The 13,108-nt window shown below is 68.8% G+C and carries 14 protein-coding genes; 4 read left to right on the forward strand and 10 right to left on the reverse strand.

The features are described from left to right. The first annotated feature begins 6 nt into the window (after positions 1 to 6). Positions 7 to 1,095 carry a Gfo/Idh/MocA family oxidoreductase gene (locus tag ABZX12_RS39395; protein WP_355700580.1) on the forward strand — a complete coding sequence of 363 codons (1,089 nt, stop codon included), beginning with the start codon at positions 7 to 9 and terminating at the stop codon, positions 1,093 to 1,095. A 21-nt stretch (positions 1,096 to 1,116) separates the two neighbouring features. Here the strand turns inward: ABZX12_RS39395 and ABZX12_RS39400 are convergent, their stop codons facing one another. The 7 genes from ABZX12_RS39400 to ABZX12_RS39430 are packed head-to-tail and all read right to left on the reverse strand — an operon-like array spanning position 1,117 to position 8,393. After that, positions 1,117 to 1,692 (reverse strand): GNAT family protein, encoded by a 576-nt coding sequence (locus ABZX12_RS39400; protein WP_355700581.1) that lies wholly within the window; start codon positions 1,690 to 1,692, stop codon positions 1,117 to 1,119. Positions 1,693 to 1,723: 31 nt separating this feature from the next. Next, the gene (locus ABZX12_RS39405; protein ID WP_355700582.1) at positions 1,724 to 2,989 is read right to left on the reverse strand and encodes an ROK family transcriptional regulator; all 1,266 of its coding nucleotides are present in this window, start codon (positions 2,987 to 2,989) and stop codon (positions 1,724 to 1,726) included. A gap of 57 nt (positions 2,990 to 3,046) precedes the next feature. Continuing rightward, the gene (locus ABZX12_RS39410) at positions 3,047 to 4,312 is read right to left on the reverse strand and encodes an enolase C-terminal domain-like protein (protein WP_355700583.1); all 1,266 of its coding nucleotides are present in this window, start codon (positions 4,310 to 4,312) and stop codon (positions 3,047 to 3,049) included. Next, complete coding sequence (locus ABZX12_RS39415; RefSeq protein WP_355700584.1) at positions 4,313 to 5,188, reverse strand: NAD(P)-dependent oxidoreductase; 876 nt, start codon at positions 5,186 to 5,188, stop codon at positions 4,313 to 4,315. Continuing rightward, positions 5,185 to 6,078: a carbohydrate ABC transporter permease gene (locus ABZX12_RS39420; protein WP_355700585.1), complete on the reverse strand. Its 894-nt coding sequence runs from the start codon at positions 6,076 to 6,078 to the stop codon at positions 5,185 to 5,187. Before ABZX12_RS39420 ends, ABZX12_RS39415 begins: the two co-directional genes overlap by 4 nt. Further along, positions 6,075 to 6,989, reverse strand: a complete 915-nt coding sequence (locus tag ABZX12_RS39425) for a sugar ABC transporter permease (RefSeq protein WP_355700586.1) — start codon at positions 6,987 to 6,989, stop codon at positions 6,075 to 6,077. The genes ABZX12_RS39420 and ABZX12_RS39425 overlap by 4 nt, the downstream gene beginning before the upstream one ends. Positions 6,990 to 6,992: 3 nt before the next feature. Continuing rightward, complete coding sequence (locus tag ABZX12_RS39430; protein ID WP_355700587.1) at positions 6,993 to 8,393, reverse strand: extracellular solute-binding protein; 1,401 nt, start codon at positions 8,391 to 8,393, stop codon at positions 6,993 to 6,995. A gap of 186 nt (positions 8,394 to 8,579) precedes the next feature. Here ABZX12_RS39430 and ABZX12_RS39435 point away from each other — a divergent pair, with 186 nt between their 5' ends. Both ABZX12_RS39435 and ABZX12_RS39440 read left to right on the forward strand, forming a co-directional pair. Next, positions 8,580 to 8,951 (forward strand): VOC family protein, encoded by a 372-nt coding sequence (locus ABZX12_RS39435; protein ID WP_355700588.1) that lies wholly within the window; start codon positions 8,580 to 8,582, stop codon positions 8,949 to 8,951. A 41-nt stretch (positions 8,952 to 8,992) separates the two neighbouring features. Next, entirely contained in the window at positions 8,993 to 9,469 is a 477-nt protein-coding gene (locus ABZX12_RS39440; RefSeq protein ID WP_355700589.1) for a GNAT family N-acetyltransferase, read from the forward strand. A 154-nt stretch (positions 9,470 to 9,623) separates the two neighbouring features. Here the strand turns inward: ABZX12_RS39440 and ABZX12_RS39445 are convergent, their stop codons facing one another. Next, on the reverse strand, positions 9,624 to 10,679 hold the full coding sequence (locus ABZX12_RS39445; RefSeq protein ID WP_355700590.1) for a DUF4185 domain-containing protein: 1,056 nt from the start codon (positions 10,677 to 10,679) through the stop codon (positions 9,624 to 9,626). Positions 10,680 to 10,825: 146 nt separating this feature from the next. Between ABZX12_RS39445 and ABZX12_RS39450 the strand changes: the two genes are divergently transcribed. Further along, positions 10,826 to 11,560: an SDR family oxidoreductase gene (locus ABZX12_RS39450; protein WP_355700591.1), complete on the forward strand. Its 735-nt coding sequence runs from the start codon at positions 10,826 to 10,828 to the stop codon at positions 11,558 to 11,560. Here ABZX12_RS39450 and ABZX12_RS39455 read toward each other — a convergent pair whose 3' ends face one another. Beyond that, complete coding sequence (locus ABZX12_RS39455) at positions 11,561 to 12,385, reverse strand: sulfurtransferase (protein WP_355700592.1); 825 nt, start codon at positions 12,383 to 12,385, stop codon at positions 11,561 to 11,563. It abuts the gene before it with no gap. Further along, positions 12,382 to 13,035, reverse strand: a complete 654-nt coding sequence (locus ABZX12_RS39460) for a thymidine kinase (protein ID WP_355700593.1) — start codon at positions 13,033 to 13,035, stop codon at positions 12,382 to 12,384. Before ABZX12_RS39460 ends, ABZX12_RS39455 begins: the two co-directional genes overlap by 4 nt. Between the last annotated feature and the right edge of the window lie 73 nt (positions 13,036 to 13,108).

Genomic DNA, 13,108 nt, shown 5'->3' on the forward strand with positions numbered 1-13,108 from the left:
AGCGAGATGGCTGACACACAACAGCAGGTCGCGATCGTCGGGTGCGGCATCATCGGCCGCACCCACGCCCAGACCGTCGCGGAACGGCCGGACGCGATCGTCACCGCCCTGGTGGACGGTGACGCCGCCGCCCGGGAGGCACTCCGGGCGTACCTGGTCGACCTCGGCGAGCCCGAGCCGAAGGTGTATGACGACCTGACCGCGGCGCTGAGTGGGTCGGACGTCTCGCTGGTGGCGATCTGCACGCCCAGCGGCACGCACGCGGCGCTGGCCGAGCAGGCCCTGAACGAGAAGAAGCACGTCGTGATCGAGAAGCCCCTCGACGTCGACCTGGTCCGGGCCCGCCGCCTCGGCGCGGCGGCCACCCGGGCCGCGAACCACGGCGTGGTGTCGTCGGTGATCAGTCAACACCGGTTCGACGCCGGGAGCGCAGTGGTCAAGCAGGCGATCGATGCCGGCCGGTTCGGGCAGTTGACGTCGTCGGTCGCGACAGTGGCCTGGTGGCGCAGCGACGAGTACTACGCGTCGGCCGGCTGGCGTGGGACGTGGGAGCAGGACGGCGGCGGCGCGCTGATGAACCAGGGTGTCCACACCGTCGACCTGATGCTGTGGTTCATGGGCCGCCCGGTGAGCATCCAGGCCCAGGCGCTGCGGGCGGCGCACCACGCGATCGAGGTCGAGGACACCGTCGTCGCGACGCTGACCTTCGAGAACGGCGCCGTCGGCACGCTGCACGCCACCACGGCGGCCTTCCCCGGCGGCCGCACCCGCGTCTCCGTCCACGGCACCGAAGGCGGCGCCGAGGTGGAGGACGACCGCCTTCGCCGCCTGAACGTGGACGGCGACAAGAACGACGCCCCCACCGACGCCGGTGACCCGGGCGGCCACAAGGCGCAGTACGACGACATCCTCACGGCCATCACGGAGGGCTCGCAGCCCGCGATCACCGTCCAGGACGCAATCGACGCGCTGGCGACGGTGCGAGCGGTCTACATCGCCTCCACCCTCCAGCGCCCGGTGAAGTTCGTCGACGTCCTCGAGGGCCGGTACGACGACGTGGACGTGTCGCGAGGCATCGGCCTACCGCCGAACTGACCCGGGACCGGGCGAGCCGTCTCAGGCCGGCGGCTCGCCCGGCGCGCGCTTGTTGAGGATCCGGTGGTAGAGCTTGCTGTCGCGCCATTGGCCGTTGATGTGAAGGTACTCCGGCGCGAAGCCGAACTGCTCGAACCCGCACTTCTGCAGGACCCGCTGCGACCGGGTGTTGTCGTGGTTGGTGCTGGCCGCGATCCGGTGCAGCAGCAGCACCTCGTCGGCGAGCCGGCACACCTCGGTGAGCGCCGCCGTTGCCAGGCCCTTGCCGGCCTCCGCGACGTCGACCCAGTAGCCGATGTCGCCGTTGCGCCAGGCGCCGTGCACGATGTTGGTCAGCGTCGCCGTCCCGATCACGCGATCGCCCTCGGCCAGCACCCACGGGACAGCGTTGTCGAGCTTCAGTTGATCGGCGAAACGCGTCGCCTGGAACTCCGGCGTGTACCAATGCTCCGGCCGCCGGGGCTCGTACGGAGCGACCTGCTCGCGGCTGCGCCAGATCGCCTCGCAGTACGAGGCCGCGTCCTCGGGACGGACCGGGCGGAGGGTGACCGTGTCGGTGAGCGGAGCGGTCAGGGCATCGGTGAGGGTCGGATCCACCCGGGCATCCTAGATCGGCGCCGGGTGATCGCTATTTCGGCAGTCGCCGCGCCTGGCTGGAGCCCGACACCCGCGGCGTGAACGCGTCGTGGAAGATCGTCGACGCCGCGCCGACCGCGGCCGCGTCGGTCTGCAGCATGGACTCCTCGACCATCACCGGCCGGGTCTCCCGCGCCACCGGGTGCGCGTTCACCGCGCGCCCGATCTCGGTCAGGAAGATCTCCGAGATCTCCGGGCCGAACGCCGGTCCGCCGAGGACGATCAGGTCGATGTCGAGCAGGTCCACGAGGCCGACCGCGCCTTGCCCGATCACCCGCGCGACCTGCGCGACCGCCTTCACCGCGGCCTCGTTCCCGTCGGCCGCCGCCTTGCACACGGCGCGGTACCGCTTGGCCTCGTCGGTGGCTCCGGCATCGGTCTCGACGTACCCGAACTCGCCCGCGATCACCGGCAGGGACGCCGTCGGGTTGCACTCCGGCACCATCCGCGGGCCGTTCTCCGGATCCCACTCCCCCATCCGGAGCGCCGCGATCTGCCCGAACTCGCCCGCGTTCGCGGTCCGGCCGCGATAGATCGAGCCGTTCAGGATCAGGCCGCTGCCGACGCCGGTGCCGAGATAGAGGTAGGCGAAGTCGCGGGCCCGCGCCGACCGCCCGATCCAGCGCTCGCCGATCGCGGCCGCCGTGCCGTCCTTCTCCACCAGCACCGGGTGGTTCAGCTTCTGCTGCAGCAACTCGCGGATCTTCAGCCCGCGCCAGGCCGGCTGCAACGGCAGCGCGAGCAGGGTCCCTTCAGCGTCGATCGGGCCCGGCACCGCGACCCCGACGCCGAGCATCGAGGCGAGGTCGATCTGGCTGATGCTGAGCGCCGCCGTGACCGTCGCCGCGGTCAGGTCGATCAGCTTGTCGGCCGCGAGGCCGTCGGCGAGGTCGACCGTCTCGCGGCGCACGATCGTGCCGTCCAGGTCGACCACGGCGACGGTGAGCAGCTCGGGATCGATGTGGATGCCGACCGCGTGCGCGGCGTTCGACCGCAGCCGGACCGGCGTCCGCGGTTTGCCGAGCCGTTCGGCGCGCTCCTGCGCCTCCTCGACCAGCAGGCCCTGCTGGAGGAGGATGCGCAGGATCCGCGACACCGACTGCTGGGTGAGACCGGTCCGGCGGGAGATCTCGGTCCGGCTGATGATGCCGGCCAGCCGGATCGTCTCGATGATCACGGCCTCGTTGAACGAGCCCAGGTCGTACTGGTTCGCGCCCGCGCGCCGCAGCTCCGCGAGGCCCTCGGCCGAATCGCTCATCGCCACCTCCCCGTCTGGTCCCTCACTGGCCGTGATCGTACTGCCGGACCGCCCGGATCACGGTGCCTCGAGCGCTCCGTCGATCCGCCGGACGCCGGCCGCCCACTCGTCGTGACCGGACAACTCCGCCGGATAACGGGCCGCCGCCTCCAGGTCGACGTCGATGCCCCAGCCGGGCGCCTCGTTCGGCCGCAGCCAGCCGTCCTCGATCCGCAGTGAGCCGGGGAACACCTCGTACGTCGCCTCGTTGTAGAGGTGCCCCTCCTGGATGCCGAAGGCAACAGAGGTGACGTCCAGCGCCACGTTCGCCGCGGCGCCGATCGGCGAGGTGTCGCCCGGTCCGTGCCAGGCCGTCCGGACGCCGCACAGCTCGGCGAGATCGGCCAGCTTCCGCGCCGGGGTGAGACCGCCGATGTCGGACACGTGCGAGCGGATGAAGTCGACGCCGTGCTCGCGGACCAGCCGGACCGCGTCCGTCATCGACGTGGTCAGCTCGCCGACCGCCAGCGGCACCGGCGACGCCGCGCGTACCTCGGGCAGCCGGTCCCAGTGCTCCGGCGGCAGCACGTCCTCGAGGAAGAACAGGCCGTACGGCTCGAGAGAGCGCGCCAGCAGGACTGCTTCCTTCGGGGTCAGCCGCGAGTGCACGTCGTGCAGCAGCTCGATGTTGTCCGGCAGCACCCGCCGCGCCTCCGCGAACAGCTCCGGCGTGGTGCGCAGGTAGTCGCGGGCCGACCAGCCGTTGCGGTACGGCGAGTCGGGGTAGAGCGTCGGCACCTGCGGAGCGCCGTACCCGCCGCCGCCCGGGGTGGAGACCTGCAGCCGGATGTGCCGCCAGCCCTGGGCGATCAGCTTCTGCGCGTGGTCGATCGTGTCCTCGATCGACTTCCCGCTGGCGTGGATGTAGGTGTCGGCGGCGGCGCGGACCTTGCCGCCGAGCAGCTCGTACACCGGCATCCCGGCGCGCTTGCCGGCGATGTCCCACAGCGCCTGGTCGATGCCGGAGATCGCGTTGTTGGTGACCGGACCGCCGCGCCAGTAGCCCGAGTACGACGCGAGCCGCGTGAGGTCGCCGATGTCCCCCGGGTAGCGGCCGACGAGCAGCCGCGCCAGGTGCTCGTCGACGAACGTCTGGACCGCCTTCCAGCGCTGCGTGAACGTCGCGCAGCCGAGCCCGTACAGCCCCGGTTCGGTGGTGTCGATCTTCACGACCACCAAGGGGATGCCTTGCGGTGCTGTGACGATCGCCTTCACCTCGCGGATCCGGATGTCGTCCCGCGGAATCCACGGCTGGTCGAAGTTACTCGGACTGTGCACAGCCATTCAGTGCTCCAGAGTCAGTGTTGGCAGGTCCAGTTCGTGCCGGGCCTCGAAGCCCAGCACGGTCCGTACGGCGGTCAGGTCGATCGGCACCTCGCGCCCGGTGAACGAGCGCGACCGCGGCACGTCCGGCGCGTACGCGTCGAGCAGGTCCTCGGTCGGATACGGCGCGATCGTGGTGCTCGCGGTGACGAAGAAGGTGTGGGCGCCGGTCAGCGGCGCCGTCAGCCCGAGCTCGACGGCGTACGCCGCGTCCCGCGTGTCCAGGTAGCTCCACGCCTCCCGCAACCCGCCGGCCGGATGCTTGCGGACGTGCTCGGACATCTCCTGCAGCACGTCCGGCGAGTTCACGTGCGGGAAGCGGAACGCGACCACGTCGATCCCCCACCGCCGCCACGCCATCCGCGCGGTGTTCTCGTCGTTCTGCTTCGACAGCGAGTACGCGTCGCCGACGTCGCCGGCCGCCTGCTCGTCCCACGGGAAGTACGGCGGCCGGATCTCGTGCGGGTTGAACGGTACGCCGGTCGCGTTGATGCTGCTCGCGATCACCGCCCGGTCGATGCCGAGGGCACCGGCCTGGGCCAGCACGTTGAACGTCGACACCACGTTGATCGTGTACACCTCGTACGGCGTGCCGGCGGACGGGTGCGGGAGCGCCGCCAGGTGTACGACGTACTCCGCACCCTCCAGCGCACGCGCGACGTCGGTCTCGGACCGGGTGTCGCCGATCAGCACCCGGTCCGCCTTCAGGTCCGGGTGCTCGACATTGCTCAACGCGGTCACCTTCGCACCCAGTGCGTTCAGGTGCTCGACCGTCGTCATCCCGATCCGCCCGGCGGCCCCCGTGACCAGCACGCGCCGCCCGTTCAGTTCACTCACTCCTTGATTCCTCCGGCCATTCCCACCCCGCGCAGGAACTGTTTCTGGAACAACAAGAACAGCACCACAGGGATCAGCACCGCGAGGAACAGGGCGCTCATCTGCAGCGAGATCTCTGTGGTTTTCTGCACCCGCGGCAGCGCCACCGAGATCGGTTGCAGCCGTGGATCCGGCAGCACCAGCAGCGGCCAGAGGTAATCCTTCCACGAGCCGATGACGGTGAGCAGGGCGACCACTCCGACGATCGGCTTCGACAGCGGCAGGATCAGTGCCGTGAAGAGCCGCAGGTTGCTCGCGCCGTCGATCCGGGCGGCCTCGATCAGCTCGCGCGGGATCGAGTCGAAGTACCGCTTCATCACCAGCACGTTGAACGCGCCGGCCGCCGACGGCAACCAGACCGCCCAGAAGGTGTTCTGCAGGCTGATCCCGAGCAGCGGCAGCTTCAGCACCGTCATGTAGAGCGGCACCAGCGAGATGACACCGGGCAGGAACAGCGTCGCCAGCACCGCGCCGGTGATGATCGGCCCCCACTTCGGCCGCAGGATGCTCAGCACGAAGGCGCCCGTCGTACACACGAACAGCGTCGAGATCATCGAGCCGATCGCGATGAACGCGGTGTTGCCCAGGTACGCGCCGATCTGTACGCGGTTCCAGGCGTCGGGGATGTTCTGCAACTGGACGCCCGACGGCCACAGCTGCATCGGACCGCGCAGGATGTCCTGACTCGTCGAGACTCCGGACTTCAGCAGCCACAGCAGAGGTCCGACACCGGCGATCACCACGCCGATGAACAGCAGCACCTGGATCGCCGGCAACCCGTACCGGACCGCCGGAACTTTCCGGTCGGCGAAGGAGATGATTCCGCGTTCCGAGGAATTGTCACGGGTCATGTCGTACTCCAGCGGCGGGTGACGAAGTGGTAGACGACCGACAGCACGCACAGCACCCCGGCGAGCAGCACGCTGAGCGCGGTCGCGGCGCCGAAGTCGCCGTTGATGAACGCGTACCGGTAGATCAGCAGCAGGATCGACAGGGTGGCGTTGTTCGGGCCGCCGCCGGTGAACAGGAACGGCTCGGTGAACACCTGGAACGTGCCGATCAGCTGCAGCAGCATCATGATCAGGATGATTCCTCGGATCTGCGGCAGCGTGACGTGCCAGACCCGGCTCCAGATCCCGGACCCGTCCAGCTCGGCCGCCTCGTACAGCTCCGTACGGACGCCGGTCAGCGCCGCCAGGTAGATGATCGAGGTCGCGCCGGCGCCGGCCCAGGTCGCCTCGAGCACGATCGCGGGCATCGCCAGCGACTGCGAGTTCAGCCAGGCGAACGGCCCGATCCCGAACCAGCCGAGGATCGAGTTGAACACGCCCGTCGTACTCGGGTCGTAGAAGAACTTCCACAACAGGATCGCGGCCACCGGCGGTACGACGGCCGGCAGGTACGACAGCACGTTGTAGAGCCAGCCGGTGCGGCGCAACTCGCTGATGAACACGGCCAGGAACAAGGGCACCGGGAAACCGAAGACCAGAGCCAGGAAGGCGAAGTACAGCGTGTTGAGCGCGGCCTGCGGAAGCTGCGGGTCGGTCAGCACGTAGCTGAAGTTCGCCATCCCGACCCACTCCGGGGCCTGGACGAGGTTGTTCTTCTGGAAGCTGAGCACCAGGCCGCGGACGATCGGGCCCCAGGAGAAGTACAGGAAGATCAGTACCAGGGGCACGGCGAACAGGACGGCGCTGAGCCCGCCGGAGCGGTACCAAGTTGCAACGCTCCGGCCGGACTTCTGCGTTCTTTGCTGGAACATGGGCTACCGCGCCAGGCGGGCGTCGATCTTCGAGGCGGCGTCGCTCACCAGCTTGTCGATGTCCGCGTCCTTCTTCGTCAGCACCTGCTGGACGACCGGATCGAGCAGCGAGTAGACCTCCTGGCCCTTGTTCGACGGCTCGGGCAGCAGCTTCAGGCTCGTGGTCGAGTCGATGTAGCCCTGGAACTGCTTGACCGGGACGTTCACGTACGGCTCGCGCCACTTGTTGTACTGGTCGTAGGTCTCCTGGCTCAGCGGCGTGATGCCCGGCCGCCCGACGAAGCCCTTGTCCGCGATCGTGGTCTTCGCGTCCTGCACCGCGAGCGCCTCGGTCGTGTACTTGTCGAACTGGTCGAACTTGATCCATTTCAGCGCCGCGACGATCTCGTTCTTGGTCGCCTTCGGGCTGATCATCTTCAGCGAACCGCCGGTCAGCGTGCCGTGCGGGCCGCCGTCCTGCGGCAAGGCGCCCTCACCGAAGTCGGCGGGCTTCATGCCGAAGTTCTTGACGCTCATGTCGTACGCGTCCGGCGCCTGCAGGACCATCCCGATCTTCCCGGCCGCGAAGTCCTGCCGGATCTCCTCCTGGTTGTAGAGGAAGTTGCTGCCCATCGAGTTGTCGGTCCAGCGCATGTCCTTGAGCAGCTGCAGCGCCTTCTTGGTCGGCGCGTCGTTGAAGGTGCTCTTCTTGCCGTCCTGGCTCTCGACGGTGCCGCCCATGCTGTACGTCATCGTGGTCAGCATCCAGCCGCCGGTGTTGTTCGTGGTCAGCTGCGCGTAGCCGGCCTTACCGGTCTTCTCGGCGATCTGCTTGGCGTACTGCCGCACCTCGTCCCAAGTCGTCGGCGGCTTGTCCGGGTCGAGACCGGCCTGCGTGAACAGCGCCCGGTTGTACGCCAGGCCGACCGAGAACACGTCGATCGGGACGCCGTAGATCCGCCCGTTCGCGTCCTGGACGATCTTCAGCACGTTCGGGTTCAGGTCCTTGGTCAGGTCGACCAGCTTCAGCTCGTCGGTGATGTCCGGGAGCTGCTTGTTCGGGATCATGTTGGCCGGCTCGGTGAAGCTGATGTTCATCACCGTCGGCAGCGTGCCGCCGGCCACCTGGGCCTGGAAGGTCTGCGCCTCCCACTTGGTCTCGGTCGACTTCACCGTGATGTTCGGGTACTTCGCCGTGAAGTCCTTGATCTTCTGCTCGAACGCCTTGATGTCGTTCGGCTTGTCAGGGGTCGGGCGGTCGCCGATCGTGATGGTGACCGGCGCCTTCTCGTCGATCTCGCCGCCGGCCGCACCAGCGCCGCCGGACGACGGGTCCGTCGCCTTCGCGCAGCCGGCCGCCGCGAGCAGCAGCCCGGCCACCCCCAGGGCAGTCCCGTACCGGCCCCACCTGCTCACTCTCGTCATCGGAACTCCTCAGGTTTCCGGATGCCGCCGATGTGCTCTGAGCCACACACCGGCCAGGTCCCGAGTAAGTTAAACCAAGCGTGTTACTAACTCAAGACCTGACGCCCAGCTTTTGCCACAACGCTTTCGCAACATGTCGAGCCGCCGGCCCGGACACCGACGTACCAGGGACGAAAGGAGCCAGACATGGCCAACCAGATCGTGCACTTCGAGATCACCGGTACCGATCCCGGCCGGTTGCAGGCCTATTACCGGAGCCTCTTCGGGTGGAGCTTCGAGCTCGGCGACACCGTGTCCGGGAAGGTTTCGGAGCCGGGGCGGTACGGGTTCGTCGACGCCGGGGTCGCCGGGCTCAACGCAGGTGTGGGAGGCGGAGCGTCACTCCGGGCGAAGGTCCTGTTCTACATAGGGGTGGATGACGTGGAGGCGGCGCTGGGGCGGGCCGAGGAGCTTGGCGGGCAGCGGGTGTTCGGGCCGGAGGGCGTACCCGGGAAGCTGGTGGTCGGGCAGTTCACCGACCCCGAGGGCAACCTGATCGGGGTCGCCGGGGCGCACTAAATCGGGTGCAGGTCGATGGCGCCGGCGGGAAGGATGGGCGCATGAAGCTGCGACCGGCGACCGCTGCCGACCTTCCGTTCCTGCTCGAGATGTTGATCGAGGCGTGCAACTGGGACGGGACCCCCTGGTACGACGAGGCGAAGGCGCGGGCCGACGACCATGCGTGGCGGTACCTCGACGGCTGGCCGCGTGAGACCGACTTCGGCGTGATCGCGGAACTCGACGGCTCCCCCGCGGGTGCCACGTGGGCCCGTCAGCTCACCGCGGACCGCCCCGGCTACGGGTACGTCGCCGACGACGTTCCCGAGCTCACCCTCGGCGTCTCCCCCGCCTTTCGCCGGCGCGGTGTCGCGCGCGCCGTCCTCGCCGAGCTGATCACCCAGGCGCGCGCAGCGTCGTACAAGCGCCTCGCACTCAGCGTCGACCCTGACAACCCGGCCCGCGGCCTCTACGAGTCCCTCGGCTTCCGGAAGGTCGGCGTCGTCGGCACGTCCGACACCATGACGCTCAACCTCTAAATATGGCGTCGGGGTTGACCCCTCAGTTGGCGGGTTGACCCCTGGCATACCGGGGGGTCAACCTGCAAACTCAGGGGCCAACCTCTCGGATGGCCGGCGCGATTCGACGGGCGGGCCGGGCCAGGCGGGAAGTGAACGTTCCTTCGAGAGGGCACTAGCCGAAGCCGCGGACGCGGAACTGCATGACTCGGTAGGGCCAGCCGTTCGCGGTGTTCCACTGGCTGACGGACAGGTGCATGTCGGAGAGCGTCGATCCGGGGATGACGTACCCGCCGTACAACTGCGCGACGTGGTTGTCGTCCTCGGAACCCCAGGCGCCGCCGTAGATCAGGGTCTGCCGGTATGCCGTGTAGAGGTTGGAGGTCGGCGTGTCCATGATCATGCCGTCGATCCGGTAGTCGCCCGCGTTGAACCAGGTCAGCACCCACTTGCCGCCAAGCGGCCGCAGACTCATCTCGCCGAAGCTCCCGGTCAGGATCGGCGTCGCGGGGTTGCCCCACGCCCAGGCGCCGTCGCGATAACCCCACGGCTCGTACGCCGCCGGGTTCGCGATCTGCTCCTGGCGGACGCGCTTCAGGATGATCGGCTTGTTGCGCTGGAAACCGGTCGAGTAGACGTACACGTACCCGTCGTTCCCGAGACCCCAGGTCAGCAGCTGGAACATGCCGCCGTCGATGTTCGGGTCGAACTTCGCGCCGGTGTGGTACCAGCTCGCGCCGGAGTTGTCCGACCGCCAGATCTCCGTCCAGACCACGTTACCGAGACCTTTGTTGACCATCGCGTGCAGGTACATCGACCCGCCGATCGTGATCACGTCCGACGGCAGCACGGTCGAGAACGTCGGGTTGTCGTGCGGGTAGTCCCACAGCTGCTGCGCGGCGTCCCCGCCGACCGCGCCGGACCACCTCACCCCGGTGCTGAGGTCCGAGGTCGTCGACCAGAGCGCGACCGGCGAGCGCCACCAACCGCCGCCGACCCAGGCCTCCTCGAACGTGTCGCCGAACATGAACAGCAGGCGCCCGTCCGGCGTCCGTGCCGGGATCCCGAGGTCGGTAGCCGCCATCCGGAACCGGTCGGTGAGGCCCGGACCGGTCAGATGGGCAACCTTGCTGGTCAGCACGGCCTGGCTGCTCGCGAAAGCCCGGCCCGTGGCGGTGGCCAGCACGCCGGCGCCGAGCGCGCCGCGGAGGAACGTGGATCGCTTCATCATCATGACTCCCAGCGGGGCGGTGGATGGGAAATCGATTTCTGGTTACCTTCCCGCAGGTCCGATCCGAAGTCAACCCTTGAACCGGGCGCCGAAAGGCGTGGTGCAGCTCACGGTCACACGAAGCAAGGCGCCGGCATCTCTTGGGCATGACGAACACGACAGCGCTGATCACCGGCGCGAACAAGGGACTGGGTTACGAAACGGCTCGCCGACTCGGCGAGATGGGATGGAAGGTCTTCCTCGGCGCACGCGACGAGCACCGCGGGCAAGAGGCTGCCGGGAAGCTTGCCGCTGACGGCATCGACGTCGTCTTCGTCCAGCTCGACGTCACTTCCGATGCCTCGGTGGCCGGCGCGCTGGACGCCGTACGGCGGCACACCGAGCACCTCGACGTACTGGTCAACAACGCCGGCGCACCCGGACAGGTGATCCACCCGTCGGAGGCTTCCGCCGACGAGCTGCATGCCGTGTACGACGCGAACGTCTACGGACCGGTGCGGGTGACGCGGGCGTTCCTGCCGTTGCTCGAAGCGGCGGACAACCCGCGGGTGGTGATGGTGTCTAGCGCCGGCGGCGCCTTCAGCGTCGTACTGGACCCGGAGCAGCCGGTCTCGAAGATGCACGAGCTCGCCTACAGCTCCTCCAAGGCGGCGCTCAACATGCTCACCGTCCGGTACGCGCAGGCGCTGCCGGGCATCAAGTTCAACGCCATCACCCCGGGCGAGGTCGAGAAGCAGACCTTCGCCGCCACGGACATGAACCAGCACAAGGGTCAGCTGACCGTCACCGAAGGCACCGACTCGATCATCCGGCTGGCGACGATCGGCCCCGACGGCCCGACCGGAACCTTCGAGGACCGCCTGGGACCGATCGCCTGGTGATCAGTCCTTGCCGGTCGCAACCGGGCGGGCGGGGTCGGTGATCCACTCGGACCAGCTGCCGATGTAGACGGTGGCTGGGATGCCGGCGGATTCCAGTGCGAGGGCCTCGTGGGCGGCGGTGACGCCGGAGCCGCAGTACACGGCCACGTCGGCGCCGTCCGTGACGCCCAGCGCGGTGAACCGCTCGCGGAGCTCGGCGGGCGTCCGGAAATGCCCGCTCTCGGTGACATTGGCGCCGGTCGGCGCGTTCACCGCCCCCGGGATGTGCCCGGCCACCGGATCCATCGGCTCCACCTCCCCCGCAAACCGCTCCGGAGCCCGCGCATCCAGCAGAATCCCCTTCGCAGCCACCGCGGCCGCCCCTTCGGCATCCAGAACAGGAATATGCCCAGCAGTCGCCACGAACCCACCTGACACACCACCTGGCGGGACCTCGGTCGTCAGTTGTCCGCCGGCGGATTGCCAGGCGGCGCGGCCGCCGTCGAGGACTCGGACGTCGGTGAGGCCGAAGTAGCGGAAGGTCCACCAGCCGCGGGCGGCCGACATGGCGTTGTTCGCGTCGTAGACGACGACGGGGGTGTCGGCGGAGGCGATGCCGAGCCGGGCGAAGGTGGCGGTCACGGTGGTTGCGGTGGGCAACGGGTGGCGGCCGGGGCCGGGCGGGGCGGCGAGCTCGGTGTCGAGGTCGACGAAGTACGCCCCGGGCAGGTGACCGGCGTCGTACGCCTCCTTGCCGGGCGGACCGGCCAGGTTCCAGGTGACGTCGACCAGCACCGGACGAGGGTCCAAGGCGCGCAGTTCGTCGACACTGATCAACGGACTCATGAAGCAGCTCCTCCGAACGGCAGGACTTCGGGTGACAGTGTGGCCCGGGCGCGGGCCTGGGTGAGGCGCCGGCGGTGGTGCCGGCGGCAGAGCACTTCGTACGCGACCTCGTGGTCCCGTGTCTCGATGTCGCCCACCACCAGCTGCTCGCCCTCGGTCACCATCTCCCCACCGATCGTACGGGCGTTGTGCGTGGCCCGTTCACCGCACCAGCACAGTGCCTCGACCTGGAGCAGTTCCATCCGGTCGGCGAGCTCGACGAGCCGCGCCGACCCCGGGAACAGCGACGCCCGGAAGTCGGTCAGGATGCCGAAGCAGAACACGTCGATCTGCAGCTCGTCGACCAGCCGCGCGAGCTGCTCGATCTGCAGCGGGCTGTAGAACTGCGCCTCGTCGCACACCACGTAGTCGATCCGGCCGCCGTGGGTCAGCTCGCCGACGACGTAGTCCCAGAAGTCGAACTCGGTCCGCACCTCGACCGCGTCCGCGGACAGCCCGAGCCGCGACGAGAGCACCGACTCCCCCGCCCGGTCGTGGCTGGTGAAGATCCTGCCGAGCCTCCCGCGTGCCTTGTGGTTGTGATCCATCTGGAGTGCCAGGGTCGATTTCCCACAGTCCATCGTCCCGGTGAAATACAGGAGCTCCGCCACGGGCGAACATCCTGCCAAGTCAGAGGTCCGCTGTGCACGTCGGGGGCACTCCGGGGTGTGTCGGAGGGGTGGC

It is taken from the genome of Kribbella sp. NPDC003505, from assembly GCF_040610875.1.
Classification (GTDB): Bacteria; Actinomycetota; Actinomycetes; order Propionibacteriales; family Kribbellaceae; genus Kribbella.

Excerpts from the sequence above, each read along its gene's own strand:
- ABZX12_RS39425 (WP_355700586.1), bottom strand. The coding sequence starts at position 6,989 with ATGTTCCAGCAAAGAACGCAGAAGTCCGGCCGGAGCGTTGCAACTTGG.
- ABZX12_RS39405 (WP_355700582.1), bottom strand. The coding sequence starts at position 2,989 with ATGAGCGATTCGGCCGAGGGCCTCGCGGAGCTGCGGCGCGCGGGCGCG.
- ABZX12_RS39395 (WP_355700580.1), top strand. The coding sequence starts at position 7 with ATGGCTGACACACAACAGCAGGTCGCGATCGTCGGGTGCGGCATCATC.
- ABZX12_RS39455 (WP_355700592.1), bottom strand. The coding sequence starts at position 12,385 with ATGAGTCCGTTGATCAGTGTCGACGAACTGCGCGCCTTGGACCCTCGT.
- ABZX12_RS39410 (WP_355700583.1), bottom strand. The coding sequence starts at position 4,312 with ATGGCTGTGCACAGTCCGAGTAACTTCGACCAGCCGTGGATTCCGCGG.
- ABZX12_RS39430 (WP_355700587.1), bottom strand. The coding sequence starts at position 8,393 with ATGACGAGAGTGAGCAGGTGGGGCCGGTACGGGACTGCCCTGGGGGTG.
- ABZX12_RS39440 (WP_355700589.1), top strand. The coding sequence starts at position 8,993 with ATGAAGCTGCGACCGGCGACCGCTGCCGACCTTCCGTTCCTGCTCGAG.
- ABZX12_RS39420 (WP_355700585.1), bottom strand. The coding sequence starts at position 6,078 with ATGACCCGTGACAATTCCTCGGAACGCGGAATCATCTCCTTCGCCGAC.
- ABZX12_RS39435 (WP_355700588.1), top strand. The coding sequence starts at position 8,580 with ATGGCCAACCAGATCGTGCACTTCGAGATCACCGGTACCGATCCCGGC.
- ABZX12_RS39450 (WP_355700591.1), top strand. The coding sequence starts at position 10,826 with ATGACGAACACGACAGCGCTGATCACCGGCGCGAACAAGGGACTGGGT.
- ABZX12_RS39445 (WP_355700590.1), bottom strand. The coding sequence starts at position 10,679 with ATGATGAAGCGATCCACGTTCCTCCGCGGCGCGCTCGGCGCCGGCGTG.